Raw genomic sequence first — 20,761 nt, 5'->3', positions numbered from 1 at the left:
CGGACGGGATCAACGCATTCGGCGGGTACGGTCCGACGGGCGAGACTCCACCCAGGACAGAAACGCGGTCCGCGAGGCCCGATCCAGGGCGAGTTCGAAACTGCCCTCCCGACCGGCCACAGCGATCACCGCGATGTCGTCGCTCATGATGTCGAATTCGTCGCCGACGGGTCCGCGGCGGTCGCCGATCTCGATGCCCTGACGGTGAATTGTGCAGTCGGGGCCGAGTTTCAGGCTGGTCAGCTTAAAAAAGACCATTCGGTCTTCGTCATATCGCAGCAGGCCGTGCCGCCATCCCTGACCACCGCGGGCGGGCAATACGCGCAACAGTGCGGCGGTTCCGCCGCGCCGCAACATGATCAGGCGATAGGTCGAGGCCAGGGCCAAGAACACGAGCGTGAGCACCAGAATGATCAGGAGAACCATCCCGGTCTGCAATGCAGTTCGTCCCTTCGCTCTGTCGCCGTGTCGTCGACACCCCGCGGTCATTCAACCACGACACCAAGTTTACAAACTGGGGGGCCGTGTATTAAGACGACCGCAAGAGGTGTGAAGACGACTGTCGGCGGCGAAGGTCTCTTCGCCGCCGACAGTCTCGTGCTCGAATATCCGGTTGTCGCTTACGCGTTCGCAGCCTGCTCCGCCGCGCGGACCTGAGCCTGCGCCGCGAGCTGATCCTCTTCGCTGGCCGCCGAGTCGGCCAGCACGCGCCGTGCCGCCTCGACATCCACCTCGTCCGCGAACTCCGCGGACTCGGCCAGGATCCGGACCGTGCTGGCGGTCACGGAGAAGAAGCCGCCGTGCACCGCAGCGACGATGCGCTCACCCTCGGTGGAGACGATGGCCACCGTGCCGCCCTCGACCAGCTGGCCGAGTAGCGGCTCGTGACCCGGCATGATGCCGATCTGGCCCTCGGTGGTCTGCGCGCTGACGAACGTCGCTTGCCCGGCCCAGAGCCGTCGTTCGACGGCGACCAGGTCAACTGACATTTCCGACATCGGTGACTACTTTCCGGCGATCTTCTTCGCGGCCGCCTCGACATCGTCGAGGCCACCGCAGCTGTTGAACGCCTGCTCCGGGAAGTGGTCGAACTCGCCCTTGCAGACCCGGTCGAAGTCGTCGATGGTCTGCTCCAGCGGAACCACCGAACCGACCTGACCGGTGAACTTCTCGGCCACGATGAAGTTCTGGCCGAGGAACTTCTCCAGGCGACGGGCGCGACCGACGAGGACCTTGTCCTCTTCGGAGAGCTCGTCCATGCCGAGGATGGCGATGATGTCCTGCAGTTCCTTGTACTTCTGCAGGATCCGCTTCACCTCGTTGGCAACGGCGAAGTGCCGGTCGCCGACGATCGAGGCCTCCAGGATGCGGGAGGTCGAGGTCAGCGGGTCGACGGCCGGGTAGATGCCCTTCTGCGAGATCGGGCGGGAAAGCTCGGTCGTCGCATCGAGGTGGGCGAAGGTGGTGGCCGGCGCCGGGTCGGTGTAGTCGTCGGCGGGCACGTAGATCGCCTGCAGCGAGGTGATCGACCGGCCACGGGTCGAGGTGATGCGCTCCTGGAGCTCACCCATCTCGTCCGCGAGGGTCGGCTGGTAACCGACGGCCGAAGGCATGCGGCCGAGCAGCGTCGACACCTCGGAACCGGCCTGGGTGAACCGGAAGATGTTGTCGATGAACAGCAGCACGTCCTGGTGCTGCACGTCCCGGAAGTACTCGGCCATGGTGAGGGCCGAGAGGGCGACGCGCATACGGGTGCCCGGCGGCTCGTCCATCTGGCCGAAGACGAGGGCGGTGTCCGGGAGGACGCCCATCTCTTCCATTTCCAGGCGGAGGTCGGTGCCCTCACGGGTGCGCTCGCCGACACCGGCGAACACCGAGGTGCCGGAGAACTCCCGCGCGATACGGGTGATCATCTCCTGGATGAGCACGGTCTTGCCGACACCGGCGCCACCGAACAGGCCGATCTTGCCACCCTTCACGTACGGGGTGAGCAGGTCGATGACCTTGATGCCCGTCTCCAGGATCTCGGTCTTACCCTCGAGCTGGTCGAATGACGGGGGCTTGCGGTGGATGCCCCACTGCTCGCCGTCGCGGCCGAGACCCGGGCTGTCCAGGCAGTCGCCGAGCGCGTTGAAGACGTGGCCCTTGACGACGTCGCCGACCGGCACCGAGATCGGCTTGCCGCTGTCGGTGACGGGGGCGCTACGGACCAGGCCGTCGGTGGGCTGCATGGAGATGCAGCGCACGATGCCGTCGCCGAGGTGCTGGGCGACCTCGAGGGTCAGGGTCTTTGCCACCGAGGTCAGTTCGATCTCGGCGTGCAACGCGTTGAACAGTTCGGGAATCGAGCCCCGGGGGAACTCGACGTCGACGACGGGGCCGATGACTCGGACGACGCGACCTGAGTCTGCGCCGGTCCGACTCGTGTTGTCTTGCGTGACTGCTGCGGTCATTTTTCTCTTCCTGCGCTTAGTCGCGGTCCGAGCTCGAAGCCAGCGCGTTTACGCCGCCGACAATTTCGCTGATTTCCTGCGTGATCTGGGCCTGCCGCACCGAGTTCGCCTGCCGGGAAAGATCCGTGGCAAGTTCGTTGGCGTTATCGGTGGCTGCCTTCATTGCGGTGCGCCGAGCCGCGGACTCGGATGCCGCTGCCTCGAGCAACGATGAGTAGATACGCGTATTGATGTACTTGGGCAGCAGGGCCGCCAGCAGCACATCGGCGTCGGGCTCGAACTCGTACTGCGCGTGTACATCCGCCGTGGGCGAATCGGAGACGAAGTCCTCACCCATGTCGAAGTTCTCGTCGACATAGCTGACCTGGATCGGCGCCAACCGGCGCACCTCCGGGGTCTGCGTCAACATCGACACGAACCGCGTGTACACGATGTGCAGCTCGTCGACGCCTGCGATCTCGCCCGATCCGTCCGGAGCGGGCACCTGGCCGTCAGCGCCTGCCATGAAGGCGTCCACCAGGTGGTGGCACGCCTCCGAGGCATCGGTGTACTTCGGCTGCTGCGAGAACCCGTGCCACGCGGCGACCAGCGGACGGTTACGGAAGGTGTAGTACGTGATGCCCTTACTGCCCATCACGTAGATCACCGGCTCTTTGCCCTCGCCACGCAGCGTGTGCATCAACTCTTCGGCCCGCTTGAGCACGTTCGAGTTGTAGCCACCGGCCATGCCGCTGTCACTGGTGATCACCAGCACCGCCGCCCGGCGCGGCTCGGCGCGCTCGGTCAGCAGTGGGTGGGTCAGGTTCTGCGACGCGTTCGCCAGTTCGCCGAGGACCTTGGTGATCTCCTCGGCGTACGGCTTGGCGGCGGCAACCCTGGCCTGTGCCTTGGAGATTCGCGAGGTCGCGATCAGCTCCTGGGCCTTGGTGATCTTCTTGATCGAATTCACACCACGAATGCGGGAGCGCAATTCACGCAAACTTGCCATCAGCGGTTCACACTCCCTTCATTCGTATCGGTACCACGAATAACTCGCATCAGTCCCGAACCTGGGTCACTTCTCGACGTGCTTGCGGGTGACCGACAGCGTCTCGACCTCTTCGTGCTCGAGATCGGCCGCCTCGGCCTCGTTCACCACACGGCTGCCGTCGGAGGCGAGGAAGCCCTGCTTGAACTTGTCGGTCTCCGACTTGATCTGGTCGGCCGCCTCGTCCTTGAGGACCTTGCCGCCCTCGATCGACTTGAACGCGTCGCCCGCAACCCGGTGCAGGTGCTCGAGCAGCTCGTTGTTGAAGCGACGGATGTCGGCGACCGGAACGGAGTCGTAGTAGCCGGCGTCGACCAGGAAGATCGAGACGATCTGGTTCTCGACCGGAACCGGCGAGTACTGGTCCTGCTTGAGCAGCTCGACCCAGCGGGCGCCACGCTCGAGCTGCGCCAGCGACGCGGCATCGAGGTCGGAGGCGAAGGCGGAGAACGCCTCCAGCTCGCGGAACTGCGCCATTTCCAGACGCAGCGAACCGGCGACCTTCTTCATGCCCTTGGTCTGGGCCGCGCCACCGACACGGGAGACCGAGGTACCGACGTTGATCGCCGGGCGCACACCCTTGTTGAACAGGTCGGACTCGAGGAACACCTGACCGTCGGTGATCGAGATCACGTTGGTCGGGATGAACGCCGAGATGTCGTTGGCCTTGGTCTCGATGATCGGCAGACCGGTCATCGAGCCGGCGCCCATCTCGTCGGACAGCTTGGCGCAACGCTCCAGCAGACGCGAGTGCAGGTAGAAGACGTCACCCGGGTACGCCTCGCGGCCCGGCGGGCGACGCAGCAGCAGCGAGATGGCGCGGTACGCCTCGGCCTGCTTGGTCAGGTCGTCGAACACGATGAGGACGTGCTTGCCCTGGTACATCCAGTGCTGACCGAGGGCCGAACCGGTGTACGGCGCAAGCCATTTGAAGCCGGCCGAGTCCGACGCGGGGGCCGCGACGATGGTGGTGTACTCCAGCGCGCCACGGGCCTCCAGCGCGGTCTTGACGCCCGCGATGGTGGAACCTTTCTGGCCGATGGCCACGTAGATGCAGCGCACCTGCTTGGCCGGGTCGCCCGAGTCCCAGTTCGCCTTCTGCGCCAGGATCGCGTCGATGCAGACCGCGGTCTTGCCGGTCTTGCGGTCGCCGATGATCAGCTGACGCTGGCCACGGCCGATCGCGGTCAGCGCGTCGATGGCGGTGATGCCGGTGGCCAGCGGCTCCTCGACCGGCTGACGCTCCAGCACGGTCGCGGCCTGCAGCTCGAGCACGCGGCGCTCTTCGGCCTCGATCTCGCCGAGGCCGTCGATCGGGTGGCCGAGCGGGTCGATCACGCGGCCGAGGAAGTTGTCGCCCACCGGGACGGAGAGCACGTCGCCGGTCCGGCGGACCTGCTGGCCCTCTTCGAGGTCGGCGTACTCGCCGAGGATGACCGCACCGATCGAGCGGTCCTCGAGGTTCAGCGCCACGCCGAGCACGCCACCCGGGAACTCGAGCAGTTCGTTGGCCATCGCCGAGGGCAGGCCGCTGACATGCGCGATGCCGTCGCTGGTGTCGGTGACCACACCGACTTCTTCGATGGAGGTCTCGGGGGTGTAGCTCTGCGTGTAGCTCTCGATCGCGCTACGGATCTCGTCGGAGGAGATCGTCAGCTCCGCCATGTTCTTCCTGCTCTCGCTGTGTCGAATGTCGGGGGGTGGGGGGACGTCAGGTCAGGGACCGACGCAGCCGTTCCAGTCGGCCGATGGCGCTGCCGTCGATGACGTCGTCGCCGACGTGTACGACGAGCCCGCTCAGCAGACTCGGGTCGACCTGGACGTGCACCTGGACCGGCTTGCCGTAGATGCGATGCAGCGAGGCGGCGAGCCGCTCGCGCTGCTGCGCCGACAGTTCGATCGCCGCGCGCACGTGCGCCACGATCTGGTCGCGGCGGGCCGCGGCCAGGTCGGACAGTTCGTCGAATGCCACCCCGACTGCCGTCTTCTGCCTGGTCACCACTTGCTCAGCCAGGGTTAGGGTGATGGATTCGGTCTTGCCGGTGAGCAGGCGATCGACCAGTTCCCGCTTGGCCTCGGCCGGCTTCGTCCGGTCGGAAAGGGCCTGCTCCAGCTCGGGGTTGTCGCTGATGATCCGGCCGAGCCGGAACAGCTCGTCCTCGACCGCGTCGAGCCGGCCACTGTCGGCCGCCGACTCCAGCAACGCCTCTTGCCCGAGCAACACCAGGGTGTCGACCAGGTCGGCGGTCCGGGACCAGTCCTGGGCCACCGCGGTGGTCAGCACGGCCAAGGTGGCCGGGCTGACCTTTCCGTTGAAGACCCGCTCACTGAGCTCGGCCCTGGCCGAGCCGGGCACCGACACGTCCGCGAGCGCAACACGCAGCGAACGCTGGTCGTCCAGCACGGCGACAACGGCGAACAGTTCGGACCCCGTCGTTGCCGCGACACTGTCGCTTCCGGTCAGAGCGGCCCTGAGCGCCTCCCGAGACCGGGCGCAGGCCTCGCGGCTCGCTGCGTACATGCTTCTCACTTTCGCGTCGCTACCTTCCGACCCCGATGCCGGCTTTCGACTCGTCGTCGAGTTCGGTCAGGAACCGCTCGATCGACGCCGCCTGCTTAGCTTCGTCCGAAACCGACTGCCCGATAATCTTTTCGGCCAAATCTACGGCCGTGTGGCCGAGTTCGGTGCGCAGTTCGGTCAGGATCTGCTGGCGCTGTGCTTCCAGCTGGCTGTGACCCGCGGCGACGATGCGGTCACTTTCGGCCTGTGCGTCCGCGCGCATCTGCGCGAGGATCTGCTGGCCCTGGGTGCGCGCTTCCTCACGGATGCGTGCGGCCTCGAGCCGGGCTTCGGCCAGCTGCTGCTGGTACTGCTGCAGCGTGAGCTGGGCCTCTTCTTGAGCGATCTCGGCGCGCTTGATGCCGCCTTCGATCTTGTCGGTGCGCTCGTCGAGCGTCTTCATCAGACGCGGGATCACGTACTTGTAGAAGAGGACCGCGATGATCGCGACGCAGACAATCGACCACACGATGTCGTACGTCTCGGGGATAAGAGGATTCACATCCTCTCCGCTTTCCGCTGCGAGAACAGAGAACTCGTTCATCGGAATCAGAAGATGAAGCCGGCGACGAGGCCGATCAGGGCAAGCGCCTCGGTGAACGCGATGCCGAGGAACATGGTGGTCCGGATCTGGCCCTGCAGCTCGGGCTGACGGGCGATGCCTTCGATGGCCTTACCGACGACGATGCCGACGCCGATGCCGGGGCCGATAGCCGCCAGACCGAAGCCGATGGCGCCGTATCCCTTGACCTTCTCAGAGGTGGTTGCGGCTTCCTGGGCCAGGTACGCGAGGCTCATGAGTCTTCCATTCCCTTTCTGTTGCACACCCGCCGGTCGGCGAGGTGTAGCAGGTTTTCCGGTAAGTCAGGCAGGTCAGTGTGAATCCGCGTTTTGCGCGAGTCCGATGTAAACGGCGGTCAGCAGCGCAAACACATAGGCCTGCAGGAAGATGACCAACATCTCGAAGAGCGTGAAGCCCAGGCCGGCCGCGAGCGAGAACGGCGAGAACACCTTCATCCAGGCAGCGGCGTCGAACAGGAAGAACCAGGTAGCGCTGAAGAACAACACCAACATGATATGTCCGGCCAGCATGTTGGCCATGAGTCGGACCATCAGGGTGAACGGACGCAGGATGAACGTCGAGAGGAACTCGATGGGAATCAGCAGCAGATGCAGGGCAGGCGGCACATTCGGCACCACGATGCTGCTGCGCATGTACTTGAGGAATCCGTACTTCTTGATACCCACGTAGTTGAACGCGATGTACGCCACAGCGGCCAGTACCAGCGGCATGCCGATTCGGGCGTTCGAGGAGATGTTCAACCCGGGAATGATGCCGGAGAAGTTCAGAAACAGGACCGTGAAGAAGACCGTCGCGATGAGCGGGAAGAACTTGCGGCCGGATTCCTTACCCAGAACTTCGTCGGAAATCTGTTCCTTGACGAAGACGAGACCGGTTTCGGCGACGTTCTGCAGCCCGCGCGGGACGATGCGGGGATTCCGGAATGCGAGGACCATCACGATCACCAGCACCGCCGTCATCAGGAGCCGGATACCCATCAAACGATCGATTTCGAACGGCGTACCCTCGAACAGCAGCGCTGGAGGGAAGAAGTCGGACAGCGATGGCGCGTGGAACTCGCCCGCCAAAGTGGTGACGCTCAGCGTTCTCTCCCGTGTTCGGGCCGTGGGTTCGGTTGATCCCACGGTTCGATCGGACATTGACGATCAATTTGGGTCGACTCAGGTCGGCTCGAAGTTCGTCAGCAGCTGTGCGGCGGGTTTTGATTCCACCTGGCGTCTGTACGTGTGTCGGCGACATCGTCGACATGCAGAACCGGAACCCTCAGAGCCCGGCACGGCAGTAAGCATAGCGGCACTCGGAGGGATCTTGGCGATCCCCCCTCGCTTGGTTGCTTGCTTACCAACACTTTACCAAGTTATCTACGACAGCGTGTAGGTGGGTGGGGATCAATCTTCCCGAGGGGGCGAATCCGGCGCCGTATCGGGCACCGTCACGTACGGAACGCGCTGCCGGACAACGCCATACGTCTCGGCCCCGAGCACGATGACCAGCGCGCCGATCACGGTAAGAAAAAGGACCATTCGGTCATAAAAATCGAATTGATTCAGTATTGCTATGACCAAAAGGGCCACCAGCATTTTGCCGACCCAGCTGCCGAGCATCACCATGCCCGCCGTGGTCGGCGGCAATTTCGCGCCGAACAACACCACCGCGGCAGTGGTCAGGATGAAGCCGCCGCCGATCGCCGAGCCGATCAGCGCACCCCACAGGCCGGGCAGACCCGCGGCCGCGGCACCGATCGCGACGGACAGCACGACCAGCACGCCGAGCCCGATCAAGCCGTAGCGCAGCGCCGCCTTCAGCGGGGCGTCGGGACCGGGAACGGGCGTAGGAGTGAAGCTCACATTCGCGAACCTTACCCGGCGGGTGGTCCGTCCTCTGCGGCCTCCCCGCGGCGCAGGCCCGGAATGGCCGTCACGACGAGGGCGAAGACCAGTCCGCCTGCCACCAGCAAGACGACGAGAGTGAGGTTCATCAGCGCCGTGCCGACCGCGCCGAACGCGAGGATCCCGACCCACAAGTAGATGAGCAGCACCACGCGCCGATGCGAGTGCCCGATCTGCAGCAACCGGTGGTGCAGGTGCATCTTGTCCGGAGTGGAGAAGCTCACACCGGCCCGCACCCGCCGGACGATCGCCAGCACCAGATCCAGCACCGGAATGAACATCACCGCACCGACCAGCAGCAGCGGCGAGAGCAGACCGACGATGTCGCGGGTGCCGAAACCCTGCAGCGGGATGCGGCCCGACGCGCTGGTGGACACCGCGGCCAGCACCAGGCCGATCAGCATCGAGCCGGAATCGCCCATGAATATTCGCGCGGGCTGGAAATTGTGCGGCAGGAACCCGAGACAGGCGCCGGCCAACGCGGCGGCAAGCAGGGCGGGCGGGTAGGTGTCGACCGAGCCGCCCTGATCGTTCATCAAGCCGAGCGCGAACACGAACACCGCGACCGCGGCGATCAGACCCAAACCGGCCGCGAGTCCGTCGAGTCCGTCGACGAAGTTCATCGCATTCACCAGGGTCACGGTGACCCCCACGGTGATCAGACCGCCTTGCAGCGCGTCCAGAAAGACCGTGGTGTTGTTGAACGGGTTGTAGATGCTGTACCAGCTCAAACCCATGACAGCCATCACACCCGCTGCGGTCACCTGTCCGGCGAACTTCGTCAGCGCGTCGAGGCCCCAGCGGTCGTCGACGATGCCGACCGCGACAATGATCGTGCTCCCGACCAGCACCGCGAGGGGGATGTTCGGGCTGTAATCGAAACCGTTGCGCAGCGCGGGCAGTTGGTGGGCGAACAGCATTGCCGCCACCACCCCGACGTAGATGCCGACACCACCCATCCGGGGAATCGGCTTGACGTGCACGTCACGTTCGCGCGGCACCGCAACGGCGCCGAACCCGATGGCGAGCACCCGGATTCCGCCAGTGGCCAGGAAGGTGACGACCGCGGAGATGAGCAGTACGAGCAGTAGCTCCCGCAGGGGAACGACGGCACCCGAACCGGTCATCCGCGGCACCCACCGCTCATCGGGTGGCGGCGCTGGTCAGCGCCTCCGGCGACATACCGAGCACGTCGGCGATGTCGCCGATGGGGACCGCGCCCTCGCGCAGGATGCGCGGCTGGTCGGCGGTCAGGTCGATGATGGTGGAGGCGACGGCGTGGTCGGCGGGGCCGCCGTCGAGGTAGACGCCGACGAGCTCACCCAGCTGGTCGCGGCCTTCGGCGGCGGTCTTGGCGGGCGGCTGGCCGGAGACGTTGGCGCTGGAGACCGCGAGCGGGCCGACCTCGCGCAGCAGCTCCAGCGCGACCGGGTGCAGCGGCATCCGCAGCATCACCGTGCCGCGGGTATCGCCGAGGTCCCAGGCGAGCGAAGGGGCTTGCTGCACAACGAGACTCAGGCCGCCGGGCCAGAACGCCCGGATCAGCTCGCGCGCCTGCGGGCGCACCGAGAACACCAGGCCGTCGATGGTGTGCCAGGAGCCGACCAGGACCGGCACCGGCATGTCCCGGCCACGGCGCTTGGCCGCGAGCAGCTCGCTCACGGCGGTGGCATCGAAAGCGTCGGCCGCCAGGCCGTAGAGCGTGTCGGTGGGCAGCACGACGAGTCGCCCGGACTTCAGGGCGCTGGTGGCTGCGGTCAGTCCGGCGGCGCGCGTGTCGGGATCCGCGCAGTCGTAGACGGTACTCACGACGATCATCCTGTCACGGCGACCAGTAGGAGCCACCATCCGCTCCCCCGCCACTCCGCGACTTCAGGATTTAGCCCGCGTCAGGTTCTGGTCGCGGCGACGAAGCGCGGCTTTCCCGCGAGGTCCGGGTGCTCGACGATGTCGGTGAACTCACCTTGTTTGCCCAGGAGCGCGGCGAGGTCCGAGCCGTTGGAGTCGTCGTGCTCGATCGCGGTGGCGCCGCCGCTGCGCAGCAGACGCGTGATGGTGGGGATCATGCCGCGGATGACGTCCAGGCCATCGGGGCCGCCGAAGAGGGCGAGGTGCGGATCATGGTCGGCGACTTCGGGATCCAGCGGCGCGCCGTCCGGAATGTAGGGCGGGTTGGCCACCACGAGGTCCACCCGGCCGTTGAGTTCGGCCAGCAGGTTCGCATCGGTGACGTCGTCGGCGTACAGGGTGATCGCGGTGTCACCGTTGTCGATGCACTGATCGGCGTTGCGGCGGGCCCAGTGCAGGGCACCCGGATCGAGTTCCACCGCACGGACATCGGCGTCGGGGCGCGCGTGCGCGATGGCCAGGGCCAGCGCGCCGGAGCCGGTGCACAGGTCGACGACGATCGGCGCGTGATCGTGCGGCAGCGCCTCGAGTTGCGCCAGCGCCCAGGCGAACAGCAGCTCCGTCTCCGGGCGCGGCACGAAGACGCCGGGACCGACCGCGAGATCGATCTCGCCCATCGCCACGGTTCCGGTCAAGTGCTGCAACGGAATTCGCTGCGCGCGCCGGTCGACCAGCGCGGAATACTCGGTCAACTGGTCCGGCCCGATGAGCGGTGTCATCATCAGCCTGCTGCGCTCGACCCCGAGCACATGCGCGGCGAGGTGCTCGGCGTCGGCGCGCGGACTGGGCACCCCGGCCGCCTGCAGCGTCTCGATGGCATCGTTGACGGCGGGGCGCAGCGCTACACGGGTCATGGACATGTGCTCGACTCTGCCCGAAACCTGTTTACTCCGCTGCCATTCGGGCTTCACGATCCGCCTTGCCGAGCGCGTCGAGCAGGGCGTCCATGTCGCCGTCCAGCACGGCATCCAGGTTGTGCGCCTTGAACCCGATGCGGTGATCGGCGATCCGGTTCTCCGGGAAGTTGTAGGTGCGGATGCGTTCGGAGCGGTCCACCGTGCGGATCTGGCTGGCCCGGCCGGCCGCCGCTTCCTGGTCGGCCTGCTCCTCGGCGAGCGCCTGCAGCCGCGCGGCGAGCACCTGCATGGCGCGCGCCTTGTTCTGCAGCTGGGACCGCTCGTTCTGACAGGTCACCACGATGCCGGAGGGCAGGTGGGTGATGCGCACGGCGGAGTCGGTGGTGTTGACGCCCTGGCCGCCCTTGCCCGAGGACCGGTACACGTCGATGCGCAGGTCGGTCTCGTCGATCTGCACCGCTTCCACCTCGTCGGGCTCCGGATAGATCAGGACACCGGCGGCCGAGGTATGGATCCGGCCCTGTGATTCGGTCACCGGGACGCGCTGCACCCGATGCACGCCACCCTCGAACTTGAAGCGCGACCAGACGCCGTCGCGCGCGGCGTCGCGGCTCTTGATCGACAGCGTCGCGTCCTTGTACCCACCCAGGTCGGACACGGTGACGCCGAGGATCTCGACCTTCCAGCCGTGCCGCTCGGCGTAGCGGACGTACATGCGGGCCAGGTCGGCGGCGAACAGCGCCGATTCCTCGCCGCCCTCACCGGATTTCACCTCGAGCACCACGTCGTCGCCGTCGTGCGGGTCGCGCGGGGCGAGCAGATCCGCGAGGGTCTGCTCCAGCTCGGCGACCTGGCGCTCCAGCTCGGGCACCTCGGCGGCGAAGGACGCGTCGTCGGCGGCGAGTTCCTGCGCGGCGGCGAGATCGTCGCGCGCGGACTTCAGCTTGGTGTAGGTGGCCATGATCGGCGCGAGCTCGGCGAATCGTTTACCGACCCGGCGCGCGGCGCCGGGATCGTCGTGCAGCGCCGGATCGGACAGCTGCGTCTCCAGCCCGGCGTGCTCGGCCAGAATGTCGTCGATCGCGGACGGTTGCGTCACGATGCTTCCTCTTTCTGATTTCCCTTTTGAAAGGACGCCATACAAAACACCGACGCCCGGCCTGCTGAGCAGGACCGGGCGTCGGCGAGGAAGCTACTTGGCTGCGGCGTCGTCCGCGTCGGCCTTCTTGCCCGCGCGCTTGCCGTAGCGAGCCTCGAAGCGGGCCACGCGGCCGCCGGTGTCGAGGATCTTCTGCTTGCCCGTGTAGAACGGGTGGCACTGCGAGCAGACCTCGACGTTGATGTGTCCGGACTCCTTGGTGCTGCGAGTCTGGAAGGTATTGCCGCAACCACAGACGACCGTGGTGTCGACATACGTCGGGTGGATTCCTGCCTTCATGGGTGTCCTCTCGATATTGGCCGCCGGGTCGCTCGCGCGGGAATCGCGGGAACGTGAACCGGAGCCGACTAGGCGGGAGCTCTGCTCGAAACAGAGCAGACGCAACGACCGTTCAGTATGCCAGAACAGTCCCTACGCTCCCAAAACGCCCCCGGCAAGTGGTTTGTTCCCGCCCTAGGTACTCCCCCTGACGCCACCGCCCAAGGAAGTCCGGGCACGCGCTTTGCCGCTGTCTCAGGAAGCCTGAAGACGGGTAGTCGGCTACTCAGGAATGCGAACAGTTTCGTTCATAGAGTTTGAGACCTCAGCACAGGGCGCTCGTGACAGCGAACGTTCGAGGCCGCAGGAGCGCTCGCGGGAGCGGCGCTCGAGGCGTAAGGAGCGTTTGAACGCTCGAAGCCGCACAGTGGCGTGCCGTGACCCGAAGGGAGAACTTGTGAGCATCCGAGTCGCGTCGGCGATTTTCGGTCTGTTGATTCTCGCTGTCGTGGTCGGCTGGTGTGCCCTTCCGGACACCACGACCACGGCCGCACCGGAAATCGCCGTCTATTACGAGGCTCCGAACACCGCTCCGGAGGGGAGTGCGGTGGGCACCTCGGCGATCATTCTGGGTTTCATGATCAGCGGCGCGGCGATCATCGGTCTCATGTTCTTCTGCCCGCAAACGCCGAAAGGGCCCCGCGGTAGCGAGGCCCTTTCGGCAAGACAACTGGCGAACCTACTCGTCCAGAGCGCCCGGCGCGGTCTTGCTGACCTGCATCAGGAACTCCAGGTTGTTCTTGGACTTCTTCAGACGGTCGATCAGCAGATCGATCGCCTGGTGCGAGTCCAGGCCGGACAGTACGCGGCGCAGCTTGTGCAGCACCGCGGCCTCGTCGGGGTTGAGCAGTAGCTCGTCCTTACGAGTGCCGGACGGGTTGACGTCCACCGCGGGGAACACACGCCGTTCCGCGATCTTGCGGTCCAGCTTGAGCTCCGCGTTACCGGTGCCCTTGAATTCCTCGAAGATGACGGTGTCACCGGTCGAACCGGTCTCCACCATCGCGGTCGCGATAATGGTGAGCGAGCCACCGTTCTCGATATTGCGCGCCGCGCCGAGGAACCGCTTGGGCGGGTACAGCGCGGTGGAATCGACACCACCGGACAGGATTCGACCCGAGGCGGGCGAGGAGTTGTTGTACGCGCGGCCCAATCGAGTGATCGAGTCGAGCAGCACCACAACGTCTTTGCCCATCTCCACCAGTCGCTTGGCCCGCTCGATGGCGAGCTCGGCGACCGAGGTGTGGTCTGACGGCGGCCGGTCGAAGGTGGAGGCGATGACCTCACCCTTCACCGAACGCTGCATGTCGGTGACCTCTTCCGGACGCTCGTCGACCAGCACGACCATGAGGTAGACCTCAGGGTTGTTGATGGCGATGGCGTTCGCGATGTCCTGCATGATCGTCGTCTTACCGGCCTTCGGCGGCGAGACGATCAGGGCGCGCTGGCCCTTACCGATCGGCATGATCAGGTCGATGACGCGAGTGGTCAGCTTGTTGGGCTGAGTCTCCAGCCGCAGCCGCTGATTCGGGTACAGCGGGGTGAGCTTGCTGAACTCGGGGCGCCGCTTGGCCGCCTCGACCTCACCACCGTTGACCGTGTCGAGCCGCACCAGCGGATCGAACTTCTGGCGCTGGTTGCTCTGCTCGCCGTCGCGCGGGGCGCGCACCGCACCGGTGATCGCGTCACCGCGGCGCAGGCCGTTCTTGCGGACCAGGTTCATCGAGACGTAGACGTCGTTCGGGCCGGCCAGGTAACCGGAGGTCCGCACGAAGGCGTAGTTGTCCAGCACGTCGAGGATGCCCGCGACCGGCTGCAATACGTCGTCTTCGCGGATCTCGAGCTCGCGGGCCTCGCCGCCACCGGTGCCCGGCTCGCGGTCACGACCACGACGCCGCTCGCGGAATCGGCGTCCCCGCCTGCCGCGACCGCCTTCTTCGTCGTCGTCGTTGTTGTTGCGCGCGTTGTTGCGGTCGTTGTTCCGGCCGCCGGCGTTGCTGCCGCCGTTGCCGTTCTGGTTGTTGCGCTCACCGGACTGGCCGCGCTCACCCTGACCACGCTCGCCCGACTGGCCGCGCTCACCCTGATTGCGCTCGCCCGACTGACCGCGCTCCTGATTGCGCTCACCGGACTGGTTGCGCTCGCCCTGATTGCGCTCGCCCGACTGGTTGCGCTCACGGCGCCGCTCGCCCTGTTCGGCATCCTGCTTCGGCTCGTCACCACGCGCATCGGCCGTCGCGGTCTCGCCGCCGCCGGATCGCGCCTGGTCACGGCCGCGCCGCTGCCGACCACGACCACGCTGACCAGCCTCACGGCCGGAATCCTCGGTGGACTCGGCCGTGCCGGCCGCGGGGGCCTCGGCCGGGGCCGAGTTCGCGGGAGCGGATTCCTTCACCGGGGCAGCTGCCTCGGCGACCGGAGTCTCCTTCGCCGGGGCGGTCGCCACGTCGAGGGTGCCCTGCTCTGCCCGAGCGGACGCAGGCCGACTGGCCGGCGCTTCCGAATTATCGGGTGTATCGGCCTTGGCGGAAACCGCGGACTTGGCCTGTCCCCCTTCGGGCTTTTCACCCTTAACCGGTTTTCCGGCCTGATTTTCCTTGATGGCGGCGATCAAATCGCCTTTGCGCATTCCGGAGGTGCCTCGGATACCGAGCTCCCCCGCGAGCGCGCGCAACTGCGGCAACAACATTCCAGTCAGCCCCGATCGTGCGACGTCGGTTTGTTCGCTCATCTTCGAAATCTGTCCGGAGTCACTTTCGCGGTCCCCCGGAGATGTTGGGTTGGATTCCACCCCGGGTGTCGCGAGCAGGTCCGTATCTGTCACGGAAATCCTTTCCTTCCCCCGATTGCCGTGTGCTGTTTCGAGGGTTCGTCCCGCAGTCCGGGCATTCTGCCGGACTCGGATGCGTCCGTCCGCTTCGCCACCGGTGGTGTGAGGTGGGAGAGATCATTCCAGTTGCGCAGCTACGCAGCACCCCCATGGCCTGGAGGCTCGAGCCTGGAGCCTGCTGGAGCGATTGCCCTGATGAAGCACCGGCGTCTGATGCGCACGATGTACGGACTCGCTCAGGATAGCTGCCCATTGGGAATCTCGGCAAGCCAGACGCGCCGTCAGTCGATCAGGACTCCATCGGCCAGTCCTGGTTCGACGACGCGCAACCCGTCGATCGCCGCGAGTTCACGGAGTTCGGCAGGGAATTCGCTGGTACCGAGGGCCAGTACGGTCGGACCCGCCCCCGAGACGGTAGCCGCGATACCCGCCGCCCGCAGCCGGGAAATCCAGCTGGTGGTCAGCGGTAGTGCGGGTGCGCGCTGAGCCTGATGCAACCGGTCAGCGGTCGCGGGCATCAGCAGGTCGGGCCGCTGGGTCAGCGCGACCACCGCCAGCGCGGCCCGGCTGACGTTGAACGCGGCGTCGCCGTGCGGCACCACCTCGGGCAGCAAACCCCTGGTGTGCGCGGTCGAGGAGCGTTCCTCCGGGATGAGCACGATCGGCCGCAGCGACGGATGCGCGTCCAGCCGCACGGCCCGGTAGACCCGGCCGTGATGCTCGGCCACCGGCACCCCGTCCCGGCCGATGTCGGCGGCGCGATCGGTCTCGGTCCAGGACACCACGATGCCGCCGAGCACGCTGGCCGCCGCGTTGTCCGGATGACCTTCGAATTCCGCTGCGAGCTGCACCAATTGGTCAGCGGAGGTGGCCAGCGCCGGATCGAACTTCGCCGCGATGGCGCAGCCTGCGGCCAGCCCGCCCACCACGGCCGAGGCCGAGGAACCGAGCCCGCGCGAATGCGGAATCACGTTGCGGCACACCACCTCGAGCCCGTCCGCCCAGACCCCCGCCGACTCGAGTCCGCGCTCGATCGCGCGCACCACGAGATGCGAAGGGCCCCAGGGGACGTCGTCGGCGCCCTCACCCTCGACCCGGATGGTGAGCCCGGAATCGGTAGTGCGCACGTCGATCTCGTCGTAGATCCCCAATGCCATGCCGAGCGAATCGAACCCGGGACCGAGGTTCGCGCTGGACGCGGGCACCCGCGCGGTCACCGAAAGACCGGCGGGCAGCGTGCGATTCATGCTGGCGGTCCGTGGCCGCACCGACAGTTGGCCGTCGCGCGAATCCAACTCAGGCCAGCTCTAGTTCGGCGGCGACCGCGACCGGGTCGACCGGAATCGCCTGGACCTGCGGCATTCCCAGCAGCGCGGTGTCCGGGTCCTTGAGTCCGTTGCCGGTGACGGTGCACACGACGGTCAGGCCGGAGTCCAGCCAGCCCTCCTTGTGCGCGGCGAGCAGGCCCGCGACGCTGGCCGCCGACGCGGGCTCGACGAATACGCCCTCGGTCGCCGCGATCAGACGGTAGGCCTCCAGGATCTCGTCGTCGGTGGCGGCGCGGAAGGCGCCACCCGACTCCTCCTTGGCCGCCATCGCGCCGTTCCAGGACGCGGGTGCGCCGATCCGGATGGCCGTCGCGATGGTCTCCGGGTTGCTCACCGGGGCGCCGTTGACCAGCGGCGCGGCCCCCGCGGCCTGCACGCCGAGCATGCGCGGCAGCTGGGTGGTGATGCCGTCGGCGTAGTACTCGCGATAGCCGCGCCAGTACGCGGTGATGTTGCCCGCGTTGCCCACCGGCAGTGCATGCACGTCCGGCGCCTTGCCGAGCACATCGCAGATCTCGAACGACGCGGTCTTCTGCCCCTCGATGCGGGCCGGGTTCACCGAGTTCACCAGGCCGATGCTCGGGAAGTCCGAGGTGACCTTGCGCGCCAGCTCCAGGCAGTCATCGAAGTTGCCGTCCACCTGAATGATCTTGGCGCCCAGCATGACCGCCTGCGCCAGCTTGCCCATGGCGATCTTGCCCTGCGGGATCAGCACGGCACAGGTCATGCCTGCCCGGGTCGCGTAGGCCGCCGCGGATGCCGAGGTGTTGCCGGTGGAGGCGCACAGCACCGCCCGCTGGCCCTGGTACTTGGCGTCGGTGATCGCCACGGTCATGCCGCGGTCCTTGAACGAGCCGGTCGGGTTCAGCCCCTCGACCTTGAGATATACATCACATCCGGTCAATTCGGACAGATGCGGTGCGGGCACCAGCGGCGTACCGCCCTCGTACAGGGTGACCGGCTCCCACTCGGCCGCACCCGCGATCCGGTCGCGGTAGGCCGCGATCAGACCCGGCCAGCGGGAGTGCACTCCTGCTTGCGGCGCCACGCCAGTCGTACTCATTCTTCGGTGCCTTCCAATCTAAGAACGCTGGTAATCGAAGTGACGGATTCCATCTCCGCCAAAGCGGCAACGGTGTCCGCGAGCGCTGATTCCACGGCGTGGTGGGTAACCACGACCAAGCGAGCACCCGTGCCGTGCCCCTCTTGGCGGACGGTCGAAATGCTCACCCCGTGCTTGGCGAATTCACCCGCCACCGCGGCCAGGACCCCGGGGCGGTCCGCTACCTGCAGGTTCACGTGGTAGCGGGTGGGTGTATCGCCGATCGGCGCGATCGGTAGCTCAGCATAAACCGATTCGCCCGGAGCGCGGCCACCGTAGAACTTGTTGCGCGCGGCCATCACCAGATCGCCGAGCACCGCGGAGGCGGTCGGTGCGCCGCCGGCGCCCTGCCCGTAGAACATCAGCCTGCCCGCGTTCTCCGCCTCGACGACGACCGCGTTGAAGGCGCCGCTCACCGCGGCCAGCGGGTGTTTGCGCGGCACGAGCGCCGGGTAGACGCGCACCGAGACGCGCTCCTTGCCGCCCTCGGCCACGGTCGGCTCGCCCGGACCCGCGGCGACCCGCTCGCAGATAGCGAGCAGCTTGACCGTGCAGTTCAGCGCGGACGCGGTCTCCAGGTCCTCGGCGCTGATCTTGGAGATGCCCTCGCGGAAGACGTCGGCGGCGGTCACCCGGGTGTGGAACGCGAGCGAGGCCAGGATGGCGGCCTTGGCGGCGGCGTCGTAGCCCTCCACGTCGGCGGTCGGGTCGGCCTCCGCGTAACCGAGGCGGGTGGCCTCTTTGAGGGTGACCTCGTAGTCGGCGCCGGTCTCGTCCATCGCGGAGAGGATGAAGTTGGTGGTGCCGTTGACGATGCCGACGACCCGGTTGACGCGGTCACCGGCCAGCGACTGGATCAGCGGGCGGACCACCGGGGTGGCACCCGCGACTGCGGCCTCGAAGTAGAGATCGGCGCGGTTGCGTTCGGCGGCCGCGGCGAGTTCGCCGGTGTAGTCGGCCAGCAGCGCCTTGTTCGCGGTCACCACGGATTTGCCCGCGTTCAGCGCGGCCAGGATGAGGCGCCGCGGCGGGTCGATGCCGCCGATCACCTCGACCACGATGTCGACGTCGTCGCGGGCGACCAGGGCGTCGGCGTCGGTGGTCAGCAGGTGCGCGGGCAGGCCTCGATCGTTGTCCGGATTGCGCACGGCGACGCCGCGCAGCACTACCGGCGCACCGACGCGGGAGCGCAGGTCCTCGGAATGGTCACGCAGAATCCGCACGACCTCGGTGCCGACATTGCCCATGCCGAGGACCGCGACGCCGATCGGCTGATCTCTCCCCCAGGTGTTCCGAGCGAGATCCGTCATGAATCAACCTCCAAGCTGAGCAGGTCCGCCACCGTTTCCCGGCGCAGAATGAGTCGCGGTTGTCCGTCACGCACCGCGACGACCGCAGGGCGGGTCAGCTGGTTGTATCGGCTGGACATCGAGTAGCAGTACGCACCGGTCGCGGCGACGGCGACCAGATCGCCGGGGCCGACATCGGCGGGCATCCAGGTATCGCGGATGACGATATCGCCACTCTCGCAATGCTTTCCGACGACGCGCGCGACCACGGGGGCGGCCTCGGAGGAGCGGGAGACCAGGCGGCAGTCGTAGTCGGCCTGATACAGCGCCGGGCGAATGTTGTCGCTCATGCCGCCGTCGACGCTGATGTAGCGCCTGCGCAGGCCACCGTCGAGGGAGACGTCCTTGATGGTGCCGACCTCGTACAGGGTGACCGTGCCGGGCCCGGCGATGGCGCGGCCGGGCTCCACCGCGATCTTCGGCTGCGGCAGGCCGATGGCGACCGCCTCGGCGGCGACCAGGTCGAGCACCTTCGCGGCGAAATCGTCCAGCGGCGGCGGGTCATCGCTCGGCAAGTACGAAATACCAAGCCCGCCACCGAGATCCAGCGTCGAGATCTGCGAGGTGCGGTCGACGCCGAACTTCTCCACGGCGTCGTGCAGCAACCGCAGCATGCGGCGCGCGGCGATCTCGAAGCCGTCGATCTCGAAGATCTGCGAACCGATGTGGCTGTGCAGGCCGACCAGGCGCAGGTTGTCCGCGTCGAAGACGCGAGCGAGCGCCTCCATGGCGTCGCCACCGGCGATCGAGAAGCCGAACTTCTGATCCTCGTGCGCGGTCGAAATGTATTCGTGCGTATGGGCTTCCACGCCGACGGTGACGCGGACCAGTACGTCCTGCACCACCCCGGCGCGGCCCGCGATGGCTTCGAGGCGTTCGATCTCGATCAGCGAGTCGACCACCACGTGGCCGACACCGGCGGCCACCGCGGCCTCGAGTTCGGTCGCGGATTTGTTGTTGCCGTGCAAGGCAATTCGCTCAGCGGGGAAGCCTGCGTGCAGGGCCACCGCGAGCTCGCCACCGGAGCAGACGTCCAGCGACAGACCCTCGTCACGAATCCAGCGGGCGATTTCGCCGCACAGGAAAGCCTTGGACGCGTAATGAACTCGCGCGTTGGTGCCGAACGCGCGCACCATGTCGCGGCAGCGCGAACGGAAGTCGTCCTCGTCGACCACGAACAGCGGGGTGCCGAATTCGGCGGCCAGCTCGTGCACCGGCACACCGGCCAGCCGCACCACGCCGTCGTCGTCGCGAGCGGCGTTGCGCGGCCAGACGTTCGCGGGCAGATCGATCATCTGCTGCGAATCGCGGGGGCGCTCCGGCAGATTGGGGGCGTGCGGGATCTCGGCATGGCGAGGCCCGGCGGGGTGCGCACTCACGACTCCACCTCGCTGACGC

The 20,761-nt window shown here is 66.9% G+C and carries 20 protein-coding genes; all 20 read right to left on the bottom strand.

All coding sequences use genetic code 11. From position 1 onward, the window contains the following. Positions 1-9 precede the first annotated feature (9 nt). Positions 10-426, bottom strand: coding sequence for a DUF2550 domain-containing protein (locus DBO33_RS07980; RefSeq protein ID WP_199856550.1), 417 nt, complete (start codon positions 424-426; stop codon positions 10-12). 194 nt (positions 427-620) lie between these two features. Further along, entirely contained in the window at positions 621-998 is a 378-nt protein-coding gene (locus DBO33_RS07975; protein WP_107654452.1) for a F0F1 ATP synthase subunit epsilon, read from the bottom strand. 6 nt (positions 999-1,004) lie between these two features. After that, a complete protein-coding gene (atpD, locus tag DBO33_RS07970) occupies positions 1,005-2,453 on the bottom strand; it encodes a F0F1 ATP synthase subunit beta (RefSeq protein ID WP_107654451.1) in 1,449 nt (482 codons plus the stop codon). A gap of 16 nt (positions 2,454-2,469) precedes the next feature. Then, positions 2,470-3,441, bottom strand: a complete 972-nt coding sequence (locus DBO33_RS07965) for a F0F1 ATP synthase subunit gamma (protein WP_107654450.1) — start codon at positions 3,439-3,441, stop codon at positions 2,470-2,472. Between the two features lie 66 nt (positions 3,442-3,507). Next, positions 3,508-5,145 carry a F0F1 ATP synthase subunit alpha gene (gene atpA, locus DBO33_RS07960; RefSeq protein WP_107654449.1) on the bottom strand — a complete coding sequence of 546 codons (1,638 nt, stop codon included), beginning with the start codon at positions 5,143-5,145 and terminating at the stop codon, positions 3,508-3,510. A gap of 46 nt (positions 5,146-5,191) precedes the next feature. Next, positions 5,192-6,001, bottom strand: coding sequence for a F0F1 ATP synthase subunit delta (locus DBO33_RS07955; RefSeq protein ID WP_107654448.1), 810 nt, complete (start codon positions 5,999-6,001; stop codon positions 5,192-5,194). Positions 6,002-6,020: 19 nt separating this feature from the next. Then, positions 6,021-6,584, bottom strand: a complete 564-nt coding sequence (locus tag DBO33_RS07950; RefSeq protein ID WP_107654447.1) for a F0F1 ATP synthase subunit B — start codon at positions 6,582-6,584, stop codon at positions 6,021-6,023. Positions 6,585-6,589: 5 nt separating this feature from the next. Then, positions 6,590-6,838: an ATP synthase F0 subunit C gene (locus DBO33_RS07945; protein ID WP_107654446.1), complete on the bottom strand. Its 249-nt coding sequence runs from the start codon at positions 6,836-6,838 to the stop codon at positions 6,590-6,592. Between the two features lie 75 nt (positions 6,839-6,913). Continuing rightward, positions 6,914-7,762 (bottom strand): F0F1 ATP synthase subunit A, encoded by an 849-nt coding sequence (atpB, locus tag DBO33_RS07940; protein WP_199856549.1) that lies wholly within the window; start codon positions 7,760-7,762, stop codon positions 6,914-6,916. Between the two features lie 249 nt (positions 7,763-8,011). Then, positions 8,012-8,470 carry a hypothetical protein gene (locus tag DBO33_RS07935; RefSeq protein WP_107654445.1) on the bottom strand — a complete coding sequence of 153 codons (459 nt, stop codon included), beginning with the start codon at positions 8,468-8,470 and terminating at the stop codon, positions 8,012-8,014. An 11-nt stretch (positions 8,471-8,481) separates the two neighbouring features. Beyond that, positions 8,482-9,639 (bottom strand): MraY family glycosyltransferase, encoded by a 1,158-nt coding sequence (locus tag DBO33_RS07930; RefSeq protein WP_107654444.1) that lies wholly within the window; start codon positions 9,637-9,639, stop codon positions 8,482-8,484. A 16-nt stretch (positions 9,640-9,655) separates the two neighbouring features. Beyond that, positions 9,656-10,321, bottom strand: a complete 666-nt coding sequence (locus DBO33_RS07925) for an L-threonylcarbamoyladenylate synthase (protein ID WP_107660067.1) — start codon at positions 10,319-10,321, stop codon at positions 9,656-9,658. A gap of 80 nt (positions 10,322-10,401) precedes the next feature. After that, positions 10,402-11,274, bottom strand: a complete 873-nt coding sequence (gene prmC, locus DBO33_RS07920) for a peptide chain release factor N(5)-glutamine methyltransferase (RefSeq protein WP_107660066.1) — start codon at positions 11,272-11,274, stop codon at positions 10,402-10,404. A 31-nt stretch (positions 11,275-11,305) separates the two neighbouring features. Then, on the bottom strand, positions 11,306-12,376 hold the full coding sequence (gene prfA, locus DBO33_RS07915) for a peptide chain release factor 1 (RefSeq protein ID WP_107654443.1): 1,071 nt from the start codon (positions 12,374-12,376) through the stop codon (positions 11,306-11,308). Between the two features lie 93 nt (positions 12,377-12,469). Continuing rightward, positions 12,470-12,715, bottom strand: coding sequence for a 50S ribosomal protein L31 (rpmE, locus tag DBO33_RS07910; protein ID WP_107654442.1), 246 nt, complete (start codon positions 12,713-12,715; stop codon positions 12,470-12,472). Between the two features lie 718 nt (positions 12,716-13,433). Continuing rightward, complete coding sequence (gene rho, locus DBO33_RS07905; RefSeq protein ID WP_107654441.1) at positions 13,434-15,578, bottom strand: transcription termination factor Rho; 2,145 nt, start codon at positions 15,576-15,578, stop codon at positions 13,434-13,436. 287 nt (positions 15,579-15,865) lie between these two features. Next, positions 15,866-16,831 carry a homoserine kinase gene (gene thrB, locus DBO33_RS07900; RefSeq protein WP_107660065.1) on the bottom strand — a complete coding sequence of 322 codons (966 nt, stop codon included), beginning with the start codon at positions 16,829-16,831 and terminating at the stop codon, positions 15,866-15,868. 49 nt (positions 16,832-16,880) lie between these two features. Further along, a complete protein-coding gene (gene thrC, locus DBO33_RS07895; protein WP_107654440.1) occupies positions 16,881-17,975 on the bottom strand; it encodes a threonine synthase in 1,095 nt (364 codons plus the stop codon). Beyond that, on the bottom strand, positions 17,972-19,324 hold the full coding sequence (locus DBO33_RS07890) for a homoserine dehydrogenase (protein WP_107654439.1): 1,353 nt from the start codon (positions 19,322-19,324) through the stop codon (positions 17,972-17,974). The genes thrC and DBO33_RS07890 overlap by 4 nt, the downstream gene beginning before the upstream one ends. Then, entirely contained in the window at positions 19,321-20,742 is a 1,422-nt protein-coding gene (gene lysA / locus DBO33_RS07885; protein WP_107654438.1) for a diaminopimelate decarboxylase, read from the bottom strand. Before lysA ends, DBO33_RS07890 begins: the two co-directional genes overlap by 4 nt. Between the last annotated feature and the right edge of the window lie 19 nt (positions 20,743-20,761).

Origin of the sequence: Nocardia suismassiliense (genome assembly GCF_900269665.1) — a bacterium.
Taxonomy (GTDB): domain Bacteria; phylum Actinomycetota; class Actinomycetes; order Mycobacteriales; family Mycobacteriaceae; genus Nocardia; species Nocardia suismassiliense.
The sequence above is the reverse complement of the archived record's forward strand: the minus strand, read 5'-3'. Positions and strand labels throughout refer to the sequence as shown.